Consider the following 15,163-nt stretch of genomic DNA (forward strand, 5'->3'; position numbering starts at 1 on the left):
GTTCTGCGAGGAGATCGGCAACCGCATGGACGGCGAGCGGATGTGTCGTCGACGGATACGGGTCGCCTGAATTGAGAGCGGGCTTTAAGAGAACGGTCTCCCCCGGCGAGAGCCACGCGAGATTATCGGAGGCCTGCAACATCATATCCCGAATGGCGGCGGCGAGTTCGTGTTCCGGCCCGTCCGCCCGCACGGCGTGAATGTATACCCTGGACAACATCACCATCTCCGGAGGGTTCGGTCGGGTATGCGTCGTCCCCGCTACTTGAGTTTGTCGGGTGCCGGAGAGCGGCGGGAGTCGAGGGGCGGTGCGAGGCAATTGCCATTCCTGTCCTCTGGTAAGCCCCTCAAACGTGGAATGTGATGGCTATTGTGGAGAGGGCTGAAAAAAAGGGAGAGGATACGCTCTTGCCTGTTTTGGATAGAAGCGTCGCTCAAAAGAAGCAGCGGATCAGAACCGGCTCTCTCACACCGAATCCCCGCCCGGAAACCCGATCGTCCCGCTCCCTCCGCCGCTCTCCGGCCCGCTCTCCCGCGCTCTCTTCGCTTCGGCAACGCGGCATGCCCGGAGATCCGCCTCGGCGGCGGTCTGCAGCGCCGGGTAGTACTTCCGCACGTACTCCTTGACCATGCGGCGTGCCGAGAACTGCGGGCCGTTGCTCTTGATCGACTCCTTCATCATCCGCACCCAGTCGTGAGGGATGCCGTCGATCGAGCGTGAATAGTAGCGGGGGACGACCTCTTCCTCCAGGAGGCGGTAGATCGCGCCGGCGTCCACCTCGTCCCGGTTGCAGGAGACCGCCTCGCCGCCGAAGGCCCATCCGTTCCTGCCGTTGTAGCCCTCGACCCACCACCCGTCCAGGATGGAGAGGTTCAGCACGCCGTTCAAGGCCGCCTTCATCCCGCTCGTCCCGCTCGCCTCGAGCGGGGGCAGGGGATTGTTGAGCCAGACGTCCACGCCGTGCACCAGGTACTGTGCCATCTGCTCGTTGTAGTCCTCGACAAACGCGATCCGGCCGGCGAACTCGGGACGCTGGGCGTAGCGGTAGATCTCCTGGAGGACGCGTTTGCCGTCGTCGTCGGCGGGGTGCGCCTTGCCGGCGAAGATGATCTGCACCGGCCGCCAGGGATTGGTGAGGATCCGTTTGAGCCGTTCCGGGTCCTCGAAAATGAGGTATGCCCGCTTGTAGGTCGAGAACCGGCGGGCGAACCCGATGGTGAGGACGGAGGGGTTTAAGAAACTGCCCTCGGCGACGAGATTTATCGGTTCTTCCTGCCCCTCCGACCACTTCACCCGTTTGCGCTCCCGCATCCGGACAAAGAGCTTCGCCTTCAGCCAGGTATGGAGCTGCCAGAGGTCTTTATCCGGGATCTCCTCCACAAGTTCCCAGATCGCCGGATCTTCGTGGACTGCCATCCAGTCCGGGCAGACCGGCCCGATACGCCGGTCGAAGAGTTCCCTGACCCGCTCGTTCATCCAGGTCGGCACATGCACGCCGTTCGTCACATGGTCGATCGGGACATCCTTCTCGGGTTCGCCCGGCCAGAGGCACCGCCACATCTGCCGGGCGACCGCCCCGTTCGTCCGCGAGACCCCGTTGTGGTGGGCGCTCGCCCGCAGGGCAAGCGCCGTCATATTGAACCCGCCGTCAGGGTTCTCGGGGTGGAGGCCGAGCTGCAGGAACGTATTCCGGTCAATGCCGAGCGACGGGTAGTAACTCCCGAAGTAGCGGTCGATCAGGTCGAAGGGGAAGACGTCGTGTCCTGCCGGGACCGGGGTATGCGTCGTGAAGATGGAGGTGCCCCGCACCAGGTCGAGCGCCTGCTCAAACGTCATCCCGGACGCGACACGCTCCCGGATCCGCTCGAGCAGTGCGAATGCCGGGTGGCCTTCGTTCAGGTGCACCGCCGCGTACTCGATCCCGAGGACGTGCAGTACCTTCCGCCCGCCGATCCCGAGGACAATCTCCTGGCGGAGCCTCTGCTCGAGGTCGCCGGTGTAGAGCTGCGAGGAGATTGTCCGGTTGACGGGATCGTTCAGGCCGATGTCGGTGTCGAGGAGGTAGATCGGGACTCTCCCCACCTGCACCTGCCAGACCGCGACGTAGATCGGCGGGTCGATATGGGGCACCTGCACGACAAGGTGCTCGCCGTTCGCATCGAGCACCCGGGTGATCGGAGCGGCGTCACGGTCGAGGGGTTCGCTGATGCCGTCCTGCCAGCCGTCCGGGCGGATATGCTGGTGGAGGTAGCCCTTCGAGTACATGAACCCGACGCCGACGACCGGAATGCCGAGGTCGCTGCACTCCTTCAGGTGGTCGCCCGCCAGAAACCCGAGCCCGCCCGCGTAGAACGGGAGGGAATGGTGCAGGCCGTACTCCGCCGAGAAGTAGGCGATCGTCGGGGTGCTGATGCTCCCGTATGCCTCGGAGAACCACCCGGACGTGGTATCCATCGAGCGCCGGAACCGGTGCATGATGATATCGTAGCGGTGGAGGTATTCGGGGTTCGCGGCCGCCTGGTCGAGGAACTCTGTCGGGATCTCCCGGAGCATCCTGACCGGATTGTGAACGCTCTTCTTCCACGCCTCCTGGTTGAGCTGCTTGAAGAGAACCCGCGCCTCCGGGTTCCAGCTCCACCAGAGGTTATAGGCCAGGTCGACCAGGCCGCAGATCCGCTCAGGAACGTGGGAGAAGTGATCTCTCGGTATGGTATCCATGAATGGTTATCCTCAAAATGCTCTGTAGCTGTATGCTGATCTATATAATTATATTTGTCGAAATATTTTGCCTGGAAAACCAGATTTTAGAAAATTTTCGGTTTTCAGAGCCTTCCGGAGAGAGCCGTAAGTTCCCGCAGGGCGTCCGCAAGACCGTCCGAGACCTGCTCCGCCGTCGCCCGCCACTCCCAGTTGCCGTCCGGAACGCCGGGACGGTTCATTCTGGCTCCGGCACCGAGCCCGAGGAGGTCCTGCATGGGGATGACCGCCGTCTCCGCGACCGAGAGGAGCGCGAGCCTGACGAGTTCCCATGCCACAGCGTCGGCGGAGACCTCCCGCCCGATGTAGCGGAAGAGCTGCTCCCGGAGGTGCTGATCGGTCTCCTCCTCAAACCAGCCCCGGGCGGTGTTGGAATCGTGCGTCCCGGTGTAGGCAACGCAGCGGGGCGCCAGGTTGTGCGGGCTGAACGGGCTTGACGCCGCATCGCCGGCGAACCCGAAGAGGAGCAGCCGGATGCCGGGGAACGAGAAGGTGTGTATCAGTTCCCGGACGTCGGCGGTGATGTACCCGAGATCCTCGGCGATGAACGGCAGGCAGGGGAGCGCCCGCGCCAGGCGGTTGAAAAAGTCGGCGCCAGGCCCCTCCGCCCACCGGCCGTTCGCCGCGGTCGGTGAGCCTGCCGGCACCTCCCAGTAGCCGGCGAATCCCCGGAAGTGGTCGATACGCACCAGGTCGACGAGGGTCAGGGTATGTTCGATCCGCCGCACCCACCAGTCGTAATCCCGCCGCCGGAGTTCGTCCCACCGGTAGACCGGGTTGCCCCAGAGCTGGCCGTCCGGATTGAAGTAGTCGGGGGGGACGCCCGCGACGACGGACGGGCTCCGCGCCTCGTCCAGCTTGAAGATGCCCGGGTCAGCCCAGACATCGGCGCTGTCGTAGGTGACGTAGATGGGGACGTCCCCGATGATCTGGACCCGCCGCTGCCGGCAGTACTCCCGCAGCGCCGACCACTGGCGAAACGCCACGTACTGCAGGAACTGCTCGCGCCCGATGCGGTCCTGCTCCTCGTCCCGGGCGTGGGCGAGCGCCGCGGCGTCCCGGTCGCGCAGCTCCGCAGGCCACTCGTTCCAGGGCCGCCGCTGGTATCGGTCGTGGAGTGCGACGAAGAGGGTATAGTCGTCGAGCCAGAAGGGGTTCTTCTCAAGAAAAAGCCGGAACCCGCAGTTGTTTTCCCTCCTCTCCCGGAACCGGGCATAGGCGCTGTCAAAGAGGCGCCGCTTGTACCCGGATGTCCCGCGGTAGTCCACCCGCTCGTCGGGGAACTCTGGCCACGGCTCTATCTCCTCCTGCTCAAGGAGACCGTCGTCGACCATCCGCTCCGGACTGATGAAGAGGGGTTCGAGCCCGAACGCCGAGACGCTCTGGTAGGGCGAGTTGCCGTTGACCGACAGGATGGGGTTCAGCGGCAGCACCTGCCAGAGCGTCTGTCCGGCACGGGCGAGGAAGTCGACGAACCGGTATGCCTGCGGCCCGAGATCCCCGATCCCGTACGGTGACGGGAGGGACGAGACCGGCAGGAGGACGCCGCTCTTCCTGACGGTCATCACACCACCGCCGGCAGGACGGGAGAGTCTGGTCTCTGCGGATCGGTCATGGTAACGCCACCTTCAGGTATACTCCGAGTCGCTGCATGTTCTTAACCCATTCCATTGCAGTCGGATCCCCGGCCGCCGCCGTCTCCTGCATCCCGGCAAGGTGCTCGCCGGCGACGGCGGAGAGGATGTTCTGGCTCTCCCAGAGGTCGGGGCGCACCGGAAGGCCTTCGAAGAGGGTGACGAGCCGGACCGCGTCCCCGAGCAGGGTGGCATCGTCCGGCGCCTCAGCGAGCCGCCGCATGCAGTCCGTCAGCCTCGCGGTCGCCGCACGGTTCGGTGCGGGGCTGTCCGTGGGAACCGACCACGCCGCCATCGCACTGCGCACCGACTCCAGCATGCCGGCGTCGATCGGGTGCATGCCGAGCAGCATCCGAAGCTCTGACTGCAGCACGTGCTCCGCAGCGATTGCCGGGGGCTCTGCCAGCGTCTTCTGCATCCCGTCGGTCAGCGGCAGGACGGGGCCGTGGTCGATGACGGTCTCCCGGAAGAAGGCGTCCGCATCCCGCACCCGTGCGGCAAGGAGGCGTTGCATGACGGCGTTCTGCTCCTCCGGCGTGAGTGCTGCAAGCGGGTAGGTCATCTCCCCGAATATCCCGACAAAGGCCTTTTCCGCTGCACTCTTCTTCCGGAGCGCGTCCGAAAGCCCGGCTGCAAGGCCTTTCGCCGCTGCCTCGTCCCGGGAGGGGCGCCCCCCGCAGACAATGAAATTCCCGGCTTCGGAGAGGAGGAGGCCGCAGTCCAGCCGGATCTCCTCCCGCGTGATTGCGGAGCGGAGGGTGACGGTCGCCGTGCGGAGCTGCCGGCCGTCGATGCGGAGCCGGTCGCGGGGCGTGCACTCCACCCGGTACCCGTCCGGCAGGACCGGCGCCCCACTGTCGCCGCAGAGCGCGAGCAGGCCGGCGTGGAGAGCGATCCGCGAAAGATCCATCACGAACGGCCGCACGCAGGCTGCGTAGACCGTATACCCGTCCGGGAACCGCTCGGTGTTCCCGGGCGCATGCCGGAGCGGATCGGTGTAGAGGCTTGCGAGGTCGACGCCGGTGATCCCGTGGGCGAGCTGCGCCGCCCGCGCCGCATGCCGCATCACCTGCACCGACCCCGGCCCGGCGATGTCGTCAAAGAACCACCCGCAGCTCGTGGCCATCAGCATCGCCTGCCGCTTCATCTCAAGAAGTGCAAGGAGGGTGCCGGTCTCGGCAGGCGAGAGATCGCGTGCGGCGTGGCGTGCCAGAAACCGGTCGACGTTCCGCTCCGACCGGTCACGGATGCAGTCGATGTAGTCGTCCCGCGCCGCCCAGGGGTCGCGGACGAGCGGCGTAGCATGCGTCTCGAAGACCTCCGTGAGCCAGCCGCCGAGCCGGTCGGTCGCCTCCCGAAGAGCAGTCCGCCACGCGTGCGTCCCGCCGGGGTAATCCCCCGTGCCGCAGGAGCAGCCGCTCCGCCACCGCTCGACGCCGTGTTCGCAGCTCCATGAGGTGTTCTCCCGGATCGTCACCTCTTCTGTCGGCGGGTGCGTCTCCAGGTACTCGCCGTAGACGGTCAGCCGGGCATCCTCCCGCGCCTCGATCGCAGCGAGGCAGGAGGCGAGCGCCATCTCGCCGAACGTCCGGTGGTGGCCGTAGGTCTCCCCGTCGGTCGCGACGTGGACGAGCTGCGGCCGGTCGTCCGGAGCGAACGCGGCGAGGAGCCGCTCTGCAAGCCGCCTGCCGTCCATGAGGAGGTCGCCGAAGGCCACCTTCTGTGCGATGGCGCCGTCGTAGAAGAAGAGGGCGATCGACCGCCCCGACGGAAGGGGACAGCGGTAGGGCTGCCTGGTGTCGATCGGCCGGGGGCTATCCGCCTGGTGCGGCGCCAGGATCGTGAAACGGATCCCTTCCTCCGCCATGATATCCAGCGTCTCGAGGTCGACCGCCGTCTCCGGAAGCCACATCCCCTCCGGCTTTCTGCCGAACCGGGATACAAAATCCCGGATCCCCCAGACGATCTGCGTCCGCTTATCCCTACTCGTCGCGAGCGGGAGGATGAGGTGATTGTAGCCCTGCGCAATCGCCGGGCCGTGCCCGCCGTAGCGCTCCCTCCCCGCCCGGTCTGCCGCGAGGATGGCTGCGTAGACGGCCGGCCGGTGCTGCTCCAGCCACGAAAGCAGCGTCGGACCGGCGCTGAAACTGATCCGCTCGTAGGTGCTCAGTATCCGGGTGATGAACCCGTCCGCATCGAGGATCCGCGCCGCTGTGTTCGGAGCGTAGCACTCGGCGGCGACCCGCTCGTTCCAGTCGTGGTAGGGGTAGGCAGACTCCTGCACCTCCACGGTTTCGAGCCAGGGGTTCTCTCGTGGAGGCTGGTAGAAGTGGCCGTGAATACAGACGTAGCGGTTCATGCCCTTCCCTCATGCATGCTTGAATATCAGTGTTGCGAGTGGCGGCAGGGTAAGGGGGAGGGAGTCGGGGTAGCCGTGGAACGGCACCGGGTCGGTCTCGACGCAGCCCAGGTTGCCGACGCCGCTCCCGCCGTACTCCGTCGCATCACTGTTGAGCACCTCCCGCCACGCTCCCGGCGCCGGGACGCCGACCCGGTAGGCATAGCGGGGTACCGGGGTGAAGTTACAGACAACGAGCAGGGTCTCTTCAGGATCCTCTCCTTTCCGCAGGTAGGCGATGACGCTTCGTTCGGTGTCGCAGCAGTCGACCCAGGCGAACCCCTCCGGAGAGAAGTCCCGCTCGTGCAGGGCAGGTTCAGAGCGGTAGAGGCGGTTTACGTCCTGCACGTAGCGGCGGATTCCCTGGTGCGGCGCGTAGTCGAGGAGGTGCCACTCGATCCCGGTATCGTGGCTCCACTCGCTCCACTGCCCGATCTCGCCTCCCATGAAGAGCAGTTTCTTGCCGGGGTGGGTGAACATGTAGCCGAAGAGAAGCCGGAGGTTCGCGAACCGCTGCCAGCGGTCGCCGTGCATCTTGCCGATCAGGGAGCTCTTGCCGTGCACCACCTCGTCGTGGGAGAGCGGGAGGATGAACCTCTCTGAGAAGGCGTACCAGATGCTGAAGGTCAGGAGGTTGTGGTGGCGCTGCCGGTGGACCGGGTCGAGCGCGAGGTACTGCAGCGTGTCGTGCATCCACCCCATGTTCCACTTCGCAGAGAACCCGAGCCCGCCCGACCCGACCGATCCGGTGACGTGCGGCCAGGCGGTCGCCTCCTCGGCGATGACGAGGGTGTCCGGATGGTGCTCGCGGACGGTCTCGGTGAGCCTCCGGAGAAACGCGATCGACTCGAGATTCTCCCGTCCGCCCTGCTCGTTCGGCAGCCACGTTCCGGCCGGGCGTGCGTAGTCCAGGTAGAGCATCGAGGAGACCGCGTCCACCCGCAGGCCGTCGGCATGGTACTTCTCGAGCCAGAAGAGCGCGTTGCTGATCAGGAAGGAACGCACCTCGTGCCTGCCGTGGTTGAAGGTGTTGCAGGTCCACTCAGGGTGCAGCCCGCGGATCTGGTGGGCATGCTCGTAGAGGTGGGTCCCGTCGAAGAAGGCGAGTCCGTAGTCGTCGAGCGGGAAGTGGGAGGGCACCCAGTCCAGGATAACGCCGATACCGCGCCGGTGGAGGTGATCGATGAGGTGCATGAACTCCTGCGGGGTGCCGTACCTGCTGGTGGGGGCGTAGTAGCCCACGGTCTGGTAGCCCCACGAGGCGTAGAAGGGATGCTCCATCACCGGCATGAACTCGACATGCGTAAACCCCATATCGACGGCGTAGTCGGCGAGGGGTTCTGCGAGTTCCCGGTACGAGAGCGAGAGGTACGGCTCGGTCGTCTCACGCCGCCAGGAGCCGAGATGAACCTCGTAGATCGAGAGGGGCTCGGCGGGAGCATGCCGCTCCCCCCGTGTCCTCATCCAGGTGTCGTCCTTCCAGTCGTAGGCGGTGTCCCAGACGATCGATGCCGTCCGCGGCGGGATCTCCCAGAAGAGGGCATACGGGTCGCCTTTCTCGGCGCGGTACCCGGGCGATGCGACGTGGTACTTGTAGAGTGCACCCTTCCCGACGCCGGGAACGAACCCCTCCCAGATCCCGGAACCGTCCGGCCGCAGGGCGAGGGGATCGGCGGCGGCGTCCCACCGGTTGAAGTCGCCGATCACCGAGACGGCGGTGGCGTTCGGCGCCCAGACGGCAAATACCGTCCCGGCCTCTCCGCCGGCCGATGAAGGGTGGGCGCCGAGCTTGTCGGAGATCCTGTTGTGGCGCCCCTGCCGGAAGAGGTAGACGTCGTAACTGCTGATCATACCGCTGTGCCGTCCAGGATGTTTTTGTAGACATCCTCCATCTGTGCGGCGACGATCTTCCAGTCGAACTGCGATTCGACCTTTGCTTTCCCGGCTCGGCCGAGCGACTGCACCGTCACCGGGTCCTGGATGGCGTAGTCGATCCCCCAGGCGATCGAGTCCGGGCGGACGGGAACTTTCACGCCGTCGACGAGGTTCTCGATGTTCTCGGCGAGACCGCCGACGTCGGTAGCGACGACGCACCGTCCTGCGCTCCAGGCTTCGAGGAGGACGAGGCCGAAGGGCTCGTTTCGGCTCGGGATGACGATGACGTCGGCGGCGTTCAGGAGCCGCAGGTGTTCGCCGTCCGGGACGTAGCCTAAAAATCGCACCGGCAGGCCGTGTGCCATCCCGATGAGGTGCTCGTGCATCTGGCCGGTGCCGGCGACCATGAACTGGACGTCCCACCGGCGGGAGAGAACCGCCGGGATCGCCTCGAGGAGGAGATCGGGCCCCTTCTGGTAGGTGAGGCGGCCGATGAAGAGGACAAGCGGCGCGAGCGGGTGGATCCCGTACTGCTTCTTCACCGCGCCGGCGTCGACCTCCGTCCGGTAGCGGCCCGGATAGATCCCGTTCGGAACGACCGTGACCTTCCCGTCGGGGACGTTGTAGAGCCACATCAGCTCAGTCTTGGTATGGTGAGATACCGTGGTGATCGTCTTTGCGATGTAGGCGCCGTACCACTCCTTTCCGGAGATCTCGCCAAACTCCCACCAGCCGCCGAAATTCGAGCCGTTCCGTCCGTACTCGGTCGAGTGGAATGAAAAGACCGTATTCCTCTCCTTGAGGAGGTGCATCGCCTCCACGAAGTGCCAGTCATGGAAGTGGAGGATGTCGAACGGCGGGCGGTCGTGCTTCCGGAAGTTCTCGACACACTGGTTGCTCATATCCCTGCAGTAGTCGACGATGTTCTCCCCGGAGGGCTGGGAGTAGTGGTAGTGGACGTTGTTGATCTCCCGGCCGTCCCCGTCGCCCCGGGTGAAGAAGTGAACCTCGTGGTTCTGCGCCAGAACCTCTGCAAGGTGCGTGGTGGCGGGGGCAAGCCCGCCGACCTTCACTGAGTGGAGCGATTCCCAGCTGAAGAAGGCTATCTTAAGCGATTCCATAGTGCATGTATCCTGGCCTGTAATGCCGCCCTGAGTTCGTCGCGGCTCTCGCATTCCTGAACCGTCCGTCCGATGACCGTATCGCCGATCACCTCGGTTATCCACCGGGTGAAGTCGCCGCGTTCCCGGTGGTAGGCGATCACCTCATCGGAGGCGTACTCGAGCATATCGGCGAGTTCCTCGAGGCTGTGGGCGGCAAACCCTGCCGTCCGGTCCGGAGAGGAGAAATGAAACGCCTTCTCCGGCGGGACGCAGCGGAGCGAAAGCGCCGCACGCTTCGATCGCACCATCGCCGCAGACCGCTCTTCGTAGTCGGAGAGGATCCGCATGTAGGTATCAAAGGCCGAAAAGGCCTCCTCCTGGCTCGCCTGGTGGAAAGCCTCTCCGCAGGAACCCGACTTCATCGCCATTGCGTGGAAGTGATCGACCTCCTGGAGGAGCCGCCATATCTGTTTCTCCGGGAGCCACCGCCCGCCGCTTTGCAGTGCGTCGACCGCAGACTGCTGCATCATGTTCAGGTGCCGGGCGTCCTCTTTGCCGTCCCAGATCGCATCGCCTTCAGAAGCCGCAGCGATGATCTCCGAGGGCACCGTCGCCGCGACCCCGGCCTGCTCGAGAGCGTCCGGCAGGTCGCGGATGAATCCGAGGATATCAGGCCCTGTGCCGTCGCCCTGCCGCAGCACCCCAAGGTCGATGGAGGCGTGGACGCAGTCGCCGGGGGATGCGGCTATCCAGCCGGCGTACTTCCCGGGCGTGAGCGGGTACTGATCCCAGTGCTGCATGAAGAACCGCCGGGCGACGTCGTCGGAGAGCGGGCAGTGCCGAACCAGGACGGGCAGACCCTCGGAGCGGTAGATGCAGTTCGGGTTCCTCCCGGCGAGCACCCTCTCGTTGCCCTCGATGTAGATCCCTGCAAGACCCGCCCTGCGGACGGTCTCGGCAACGTCCCGGCTGAAGGCGAAGTCGGTAGCGTCGTAGATCGCCGGACGCTTCCCGAAGGTCTCCTCCATGAGCCGGCGATGCTGAACAACCTGCTCTTCGACCTCGCACGCGTCACCGAGACGCTCGGCGATGCCGTGGTAGTAGGTCTGGGCAAGCAGTTCGGTCCCCGGAGCCGAGACCACCCGGCGGAGGAGGTCGAGCGCGTCCGGTGCCCAGCGTTCGAGGTGCTCGACCGCCGGGCCTGAGATGCTGAAGGTGCAGGCCACCCCCCGCTCACGCCAGCCGTCGAGCGCCGCAAGGGTCGGGAGGTAGGCGTCGTTCACCGCCCGGAGGAACGCATCACGCGTTCTGCTGCTGAAGTAGGCCTCCGTAAGGTGCTTTCTGCCCCTTGCGTCGTCAGGGTGGAACGCACGGTTTAAGAGATAGGGATGGTGGACGCCGAAGCCAAAACAGATGCGCATACCGCGTCTCCCGCCGTCTGTCATCAGAGGTAGTGTTGTGGCATCCGGTATATATGTGCATCCTCCGGGTACTCATAGAAAAGATATATCCGGGCGGTCGGATCGCCCGGTAGCGGCATCGGGCGGATCAGAAATGCTTTCCGGCGGCAGACCGGATGTGAGGTTCGGCGCCTCAACCCGTCCGGCGATCCTCGCAACCGCACGGAGCCAGTCGTCAGGGAACCGGTCGAGGTCGTCTGCGGTCAGTCGCCACTCCCAGTTGCCGTCCGTCGTTCCCGGCAGGTTCATCCGTGCAGCGCCGCCCATGCCGAGGACGTCCTGCACCGGGACTATCGCCGTCCGGGCAACCGAGAGCATCGCCGCCCGGACGAGCTCGCGGTGGACGGCGCCGGCAGGGATCACGCGGCCGAAGTACTCGAAGAGGGTCTGCCGCTCCCGTTCCGGTGCCTCGTCGTACCAGCCCTTGACGGTGTTGTTGTCGTGCGTTCCGGTGTAGAGGATGCAGCTTGGGATATGGTTGTGCGGGGCATGGGGGCTCTTCGCCGGGTCGCCGGCGAAGGCGTAGAGCAGCACCCGCATCCCGGGATAGTCGAACCGGTCGAGGACGGCCTGGATCGCCGGGGTGTTCTCCCCGAGATCCTCGGCGATGAGCGGCAGGGAGGGGAAGCGGTCGGCAAGGCGCTCGAAGAAGTCCATCCCCGGGCCGTCGACCCACCGCCCGAACTCGGCAGTCGGATCGCCGGCAGGCACCTCCCAGTAGTCGATGAACCCGCGGAAGTGGTCGATCCGGATGATCGTGAAGAGGTCGAGCAGCCGGGCGACCCGCCGGATCCACCAGGCATACCCCCGCCGCTTCTGGGCGTCCCAGTCGAAGAGCGGGGTGCCCCAGAGCTGGCCGGTCCTGCTGAAGCAGTCCGGCGGCACGCCCGAGACAAACGTCGGCCGCAGAGCGGCGTCGAGCCGGAAGAGCTCCGGGTTCGCCCAGACGTCGGCGCTGTCGTAGCCGACGTAGATGGGGACGTCGCCGACGAGGTGGATCTTCCGGTCGCTGCAGTAGCGGCGGAGTGCCTGCCACTGCCGACCCGCCACGTACTGGAGAAGATATTCGCGCTCGATCCGATCCGAGAGCTTTCGGCGCATCTGCCCGAGCGCCGCCGGATGCCGCCGCCGGAGCGGGATCGGCCACTCGCTCCACCGCTGTCCACCGGTCTGCTCCCGGATCGCGACGAAGAGGGCGTAGTCGTCGAGCCACCCGGCATTCTCCGCGACGAAGATCTCGTAGCGCGGGTCGCCGCCCGCCTCCCGGAACCGCCGGTGCGCCCGGTCGAAGATCCGGGTCCGGTACGCCGCCGCGGCAGCGAAGTCCGCACGACCGGCAGGGAAGGCGGGCACCGGGTCGAGATCCGCGGGGTCGAGGAGATCGTCCGTGACCATCCGCTCAGGGCTGATGAGCAGGGTATTGAGCGCGAACGCCGAGGGGCTCGAGTAGGGAGAATGGCCGTAATCCGGTGTCGTGGGAGTGATCGGCAGCGTCTGCCAGTAGCGCTGTCCGGCGGCGGCGAGGAGGTCCGCGAACCGGTAGGCGGCAGGTCCAAGATCCCCGGTCCCGTACGGCGACGGGAGCGACGTGATGTGCAGGAGGAGTCCGCTCCCCCGCGTCGGTATCACGCCGCCTTCCCTCCCTGCGGCACGGCCCGTATCAGATGCGACATAGGTGCTCCCTGCAGATATCACCGCAGTGCAATAAAGGTTCCAGTCGGGCGGCAGTGGGAGAAGCTCCATGCCCCCGCGCCCGGAGAGCGCACCGATCGCAACGCTTATGCCACCGATCCGGCTACCCCCCTCTTTGGAGAGAGGCGTCATGGAGTATATCGAGGAGTTTCCGGTCCTGATCATCGACGACGACCTGCATGCCGAGACCGCCGGCGGCCGGGCGTCGCGAGAGATCGTCGAAGAACTGCGCAAAGAAGATTTCACCGTCATCGAAGCGCTCAACGCCCGCGACGGGATCCACGCATTCCTCTCGCACCCGCACGCGAGCTGCATCATCATCGACTGGGACCTGACACCTGAACCGGCGGACGGCAACCGCACCGCCGCCGACGTCATCACCCTCATCAAGGAGCGGAACCGGAAGATCCCGGTCTTCCTCTACACCGAACGGCTCGCCATCAGTGCGATCCCTCTCGACGTCATCTCCTCGATCGAGGGCTACATCTGGAAACTCGAAGACACGCCCGACTTCATCGCCGGCCACATCAAGCGGGCGGCCAGAACCTACCTCTCCGACGTCCTCCCCCCGTTCTTCAAGGCTCTCGTGGACTACGTCGACGAGTACCGCTACTCCTGGCATACGCCCGGGCATATGGGCGGGGTGGCCTTTCTCAAGACCGCGGCCGGCCGGATCTTCTTCAACTTCTTCGGCGAGAACACCCTGCGTGCCGATCTCTCGGTATCGGTGGCGGAACTCGGTTCGATCCAGGAGCATTCGGGCGTCGTCGGCGAGGCCGAACGCCAGGCGGCGGGCGTCTTCGGGTCTGACCGCACCTACTTCGTGACGAACGGGACGAGCGGGGCAAACAAGATCGTCTGGCTCGGCTCGGTGACGCCGGGGGATATCGTCCTCGTCGACCGGAACTGCCACAAATCGATCATGCACGCGATCATCATGACCGGCGCGATCCCGGTCTACCTGGTGCCGGCGCGGAACGAATACGGGATCATCGGCCCGATCTGCAGCAGGGAACTCCTGCCGGAGACGATCGCAGAAAAGATCCGGTCATGCCCGCTGGTGGACGACCCCGCGGCGCACCCGGTCCGGCTCGCGGCGATCACGAACTCCACCTACGACGGCCTCTGCTACAGTGTGGAGACGATCCATGAGCACCTGAAGGATACCGTCTCGTTCATCCACTACGACGAGGCGTGGTTCGGGTACGCCCGGTTCCACCCGCTGTACGCGGGCCGGTACGGCATGCACCCGACGGACGGGACGGGGCCGACGGTCTTTGCGACACAGTCGACTCACAAGGTTCTCGCGGCCTTCTCGCAGGGGTCGATGGTGCATATCAAAGAGGGGGCCGCACCGGTCAGTCCCCAGCGGTTCAACGAGGCGTTCATGATGTTCACCTCAACCTCCCCGCAGTACATGATCATCGCGTCGCTCGACGTCGCCACCAAGATGATGGCCGGCCACCAGGGCAGGTTCCTCGTCGAGGAGGCGATCGACGAGGCGATAGTCTTCCGCAGGAAGATGGTATCGGTCGGGGAGGAGATTGCGGCAAGCGGCCGGCCGGTGGAGAAGCACTGGTGGTTCACGGTCTGGCAGCCGGGCTGCGTCACGGGGGAGGAGGCAGACGGCGCAGACCTCATCGGCGCCTCCGGGTGCTGGACGCTCCGGCCGGACGAAGCGTGGCACGCCTTCGACGGGCTCGACGACGGGTACGTCATGCTCGACCCGATCAAGGTCACCATCCTCGCCCCCGGCGTCCGGGTCGGCGGGGGCATGGGGGAATGGGGAATTCCCGCCGCCATCGTGACGAAGTACCTCAGAAACCACGGGATTGTCGTGGAGAAGACGGGCTACTACTCGTTCCTGGTGCTCTTCACGCTCGGGATCACCAAAGGCAAGTCGGGCAGCCTCCTCGCCGAGCTCTTCCGGTTCAAGGCGGTTCACGACGACAACCACCCGCTCGAGGAGGTCTTCCCGGAGCTCGTCCGGGACTACCCGTTCCGCTACGCCGGTCTCGGGCTGCGCGACCTCTGCCGGGAGATGCACGACTACCTGCGGGAAAGCGACATCGCCGGGATCGTCAGGAACGTCTACGCAGACCTCCCCGAGCCGGCCATGACGCCGGCCGAGGCCTACCGCCATCTCGTCCGGGGCACTGTTGCGGAGGTGCCGGTCCGCGCGATCGAGGGCAGGGCTGTCGCGAAGATGGTCGTCCCCTACCCGCCCGGTATCCCGGTGATCA

At 65.7% G+C, this 15,163-nt stretch carries 8 protein-coding genes and 1 pseudogene; 1 reads left to right on the plus strand and 8 read right to left on the minus strand.

Translation table 11 applies throughout. The annotated features are described in order from the left end of the window. The 8 genes and pseudogenes from FGU65_RS15620 to malQ (FGU65_RS15655) form a co-directional block, all read right to left on the minus strand. Window positions 1–220 (minus strand): annotated as a pseudogene (locus tag FGU65_RS15620) (DUF362 domain-containing protein); the annotation flags it as partial. Between the two features lie 246 nt (window positions 221–466). Further along, window positions 467–2,719, minus strand: a complete 2,253-nt coding sequence (glgP, locus tag FGU65_RS15625; RefSeq protein ID WP_301665432.1) for an alpha-glucan family phosphorylase — start codon at window positions 2,717–2,719, stop codon at window positions 467–469. A 104-nt stretch (window positions 2,720–2,823) separates the two neighbouring features. Continuing rightward, window positions 2,824–4,323: a 4-alpha-glucanotransferase gene (malQ, locus tag FGU65_RS15630; RefSeq protein WP_301665433.1), complete on the minus strand. Its 1,500-nt coding sequence runs from the start codon at window positions 4,321–4,323 to the stop codon at window positions 2,824–2,826. Window positions 4,324–4,369: 46 nt separating this feature from the next. Continuing rightward, window positions 4,370–6,751 (minus strand): DUF3536 domain-containing protein, encoded by a 2,382-nt coding sequence (locus FGU65_RS15635; RefSeq protein ID WP_301665434.1) that lies wholly within the window; start codon window positions 6,749–6,751, stop codon window positions 4,370–4,372. A 9-nt stretch (window positions 6,752–6,760) separates the two neighbouring features. Beyond that, complete coding sequence (gene glgB, locus FGU65_RS15640; RefSeq protein WP_301665435.1) at window positions 6,761–8,641, minus strand: 1,4-alpha-glucan branching protein GlgB; 1,881 nt, start codon at window positions 8,639–8,641, stop codon at window positions 6,761–6,763. Further along, complete coding sequence (locus FGU65_RS15645) at window positions 8,638–9,786, minus strand: glycosyltransferase family 4 protein (RefSeq protein ID WP_301665436.1); 1,149 nt, start codon at window positions 9,784–9,786, stop codon at window positions 8,638–8,640. Before FGU65_RS15645 ends, glgB begins: the two co-directional genes overlap by 4 nt. Then, window positions 9,768–11,213, minus strand: coding sequence for a polysaccharide deacetylase family protein (locus FGU65_RS15650; RefSeq protein ID WP_301665437.1), 1,446 nt, complete (start codon window positions 11,211–11,213; stop codon window positions 9,768–9,770). Before FGU65_RS15650 ends, FGU65_RS15645 begins: the two co-directional genes overlap by 19 nt. Before the next feature lie 48 nt (window positions 11,214–11,261). After that, entirely contained in the window at window positions 11,262–12,857 is a 1,596-nt protein-coding gene (malQ, locus tag FGU65_RS15655; protein ID WP_301665438.1) for a 4-alpha-glucanotransferase, read from the minus strand. Window positions 12,858–13,035: 178 nt separating this feature from the next. Between malQ (FGU65_RS15655) and FGU65_RS15660 the strand changes: the two genes are divergently transcribed. After that, window positions 13,036–15,163: Orn/Lys/Arg decarboxylase N-terminal domain-containing protein (locus FGU65_RS15660; RefSeq protein ID WP_301665439.1), on the plus strand; the 2,128-nt coding region annotated here is incomplete at its 3' end.

Source organism: Methanoculleus frigidifontis, from assembly GCF_030464345.1.
Taxonomy (GTDB): Archaea; Halobacteriota; Methanomicrobia; order Methanomicrobiales; family Methanoculleaceae; genus Methanoculleus_A; species Methanoculleus_A frigidifontis.

Bases quoted from the DNA above. Each gene is read 5' to 3' on its own strand.
- malQ (WP_301665433.1), bottom strand. From the start codon at position 4,323: ATGACCGTCAGGAAGAGCGGCGTCCTCCTGCCGGTCTCGTCCCTCCCG.
- glgB (WP_301665435.1), bottom strand. From the start codon at position 8,641: ATGATCAGCAGTTACGACGTCTACCTCTTCCGGCAGGGGCGCCACAAC.
- FGU65_RS15635 (WP_301665434.1), bottom strand. From the start codon at position 6,751: ATGAACCGCTACGTCTGTATTCACGGCCACTTCTACCAGCCTCCACGA.
- FGU65_RS15645 (WP_301665436.1), bottom strand. From the start codon at position 9,786: ATGGAATCGCTTAAGATAGCCTTCTTCAGCTGGGAATCGCTCCACTCA.
- FGU65_RS15650 (WP_301665437.1), bottom strand. From the start codon at position 11,213: ATGACAGACGGCGGGAGACGCGGTATGCGCATCTGTTTTGGCTTCGGC.
- glgP (WP_301665432.1), bottom strand. From the start codon at position 2,719: ATGGATACCATACCGAGAGATCACTTCTCCCACGTTCCTGAGCGGATC.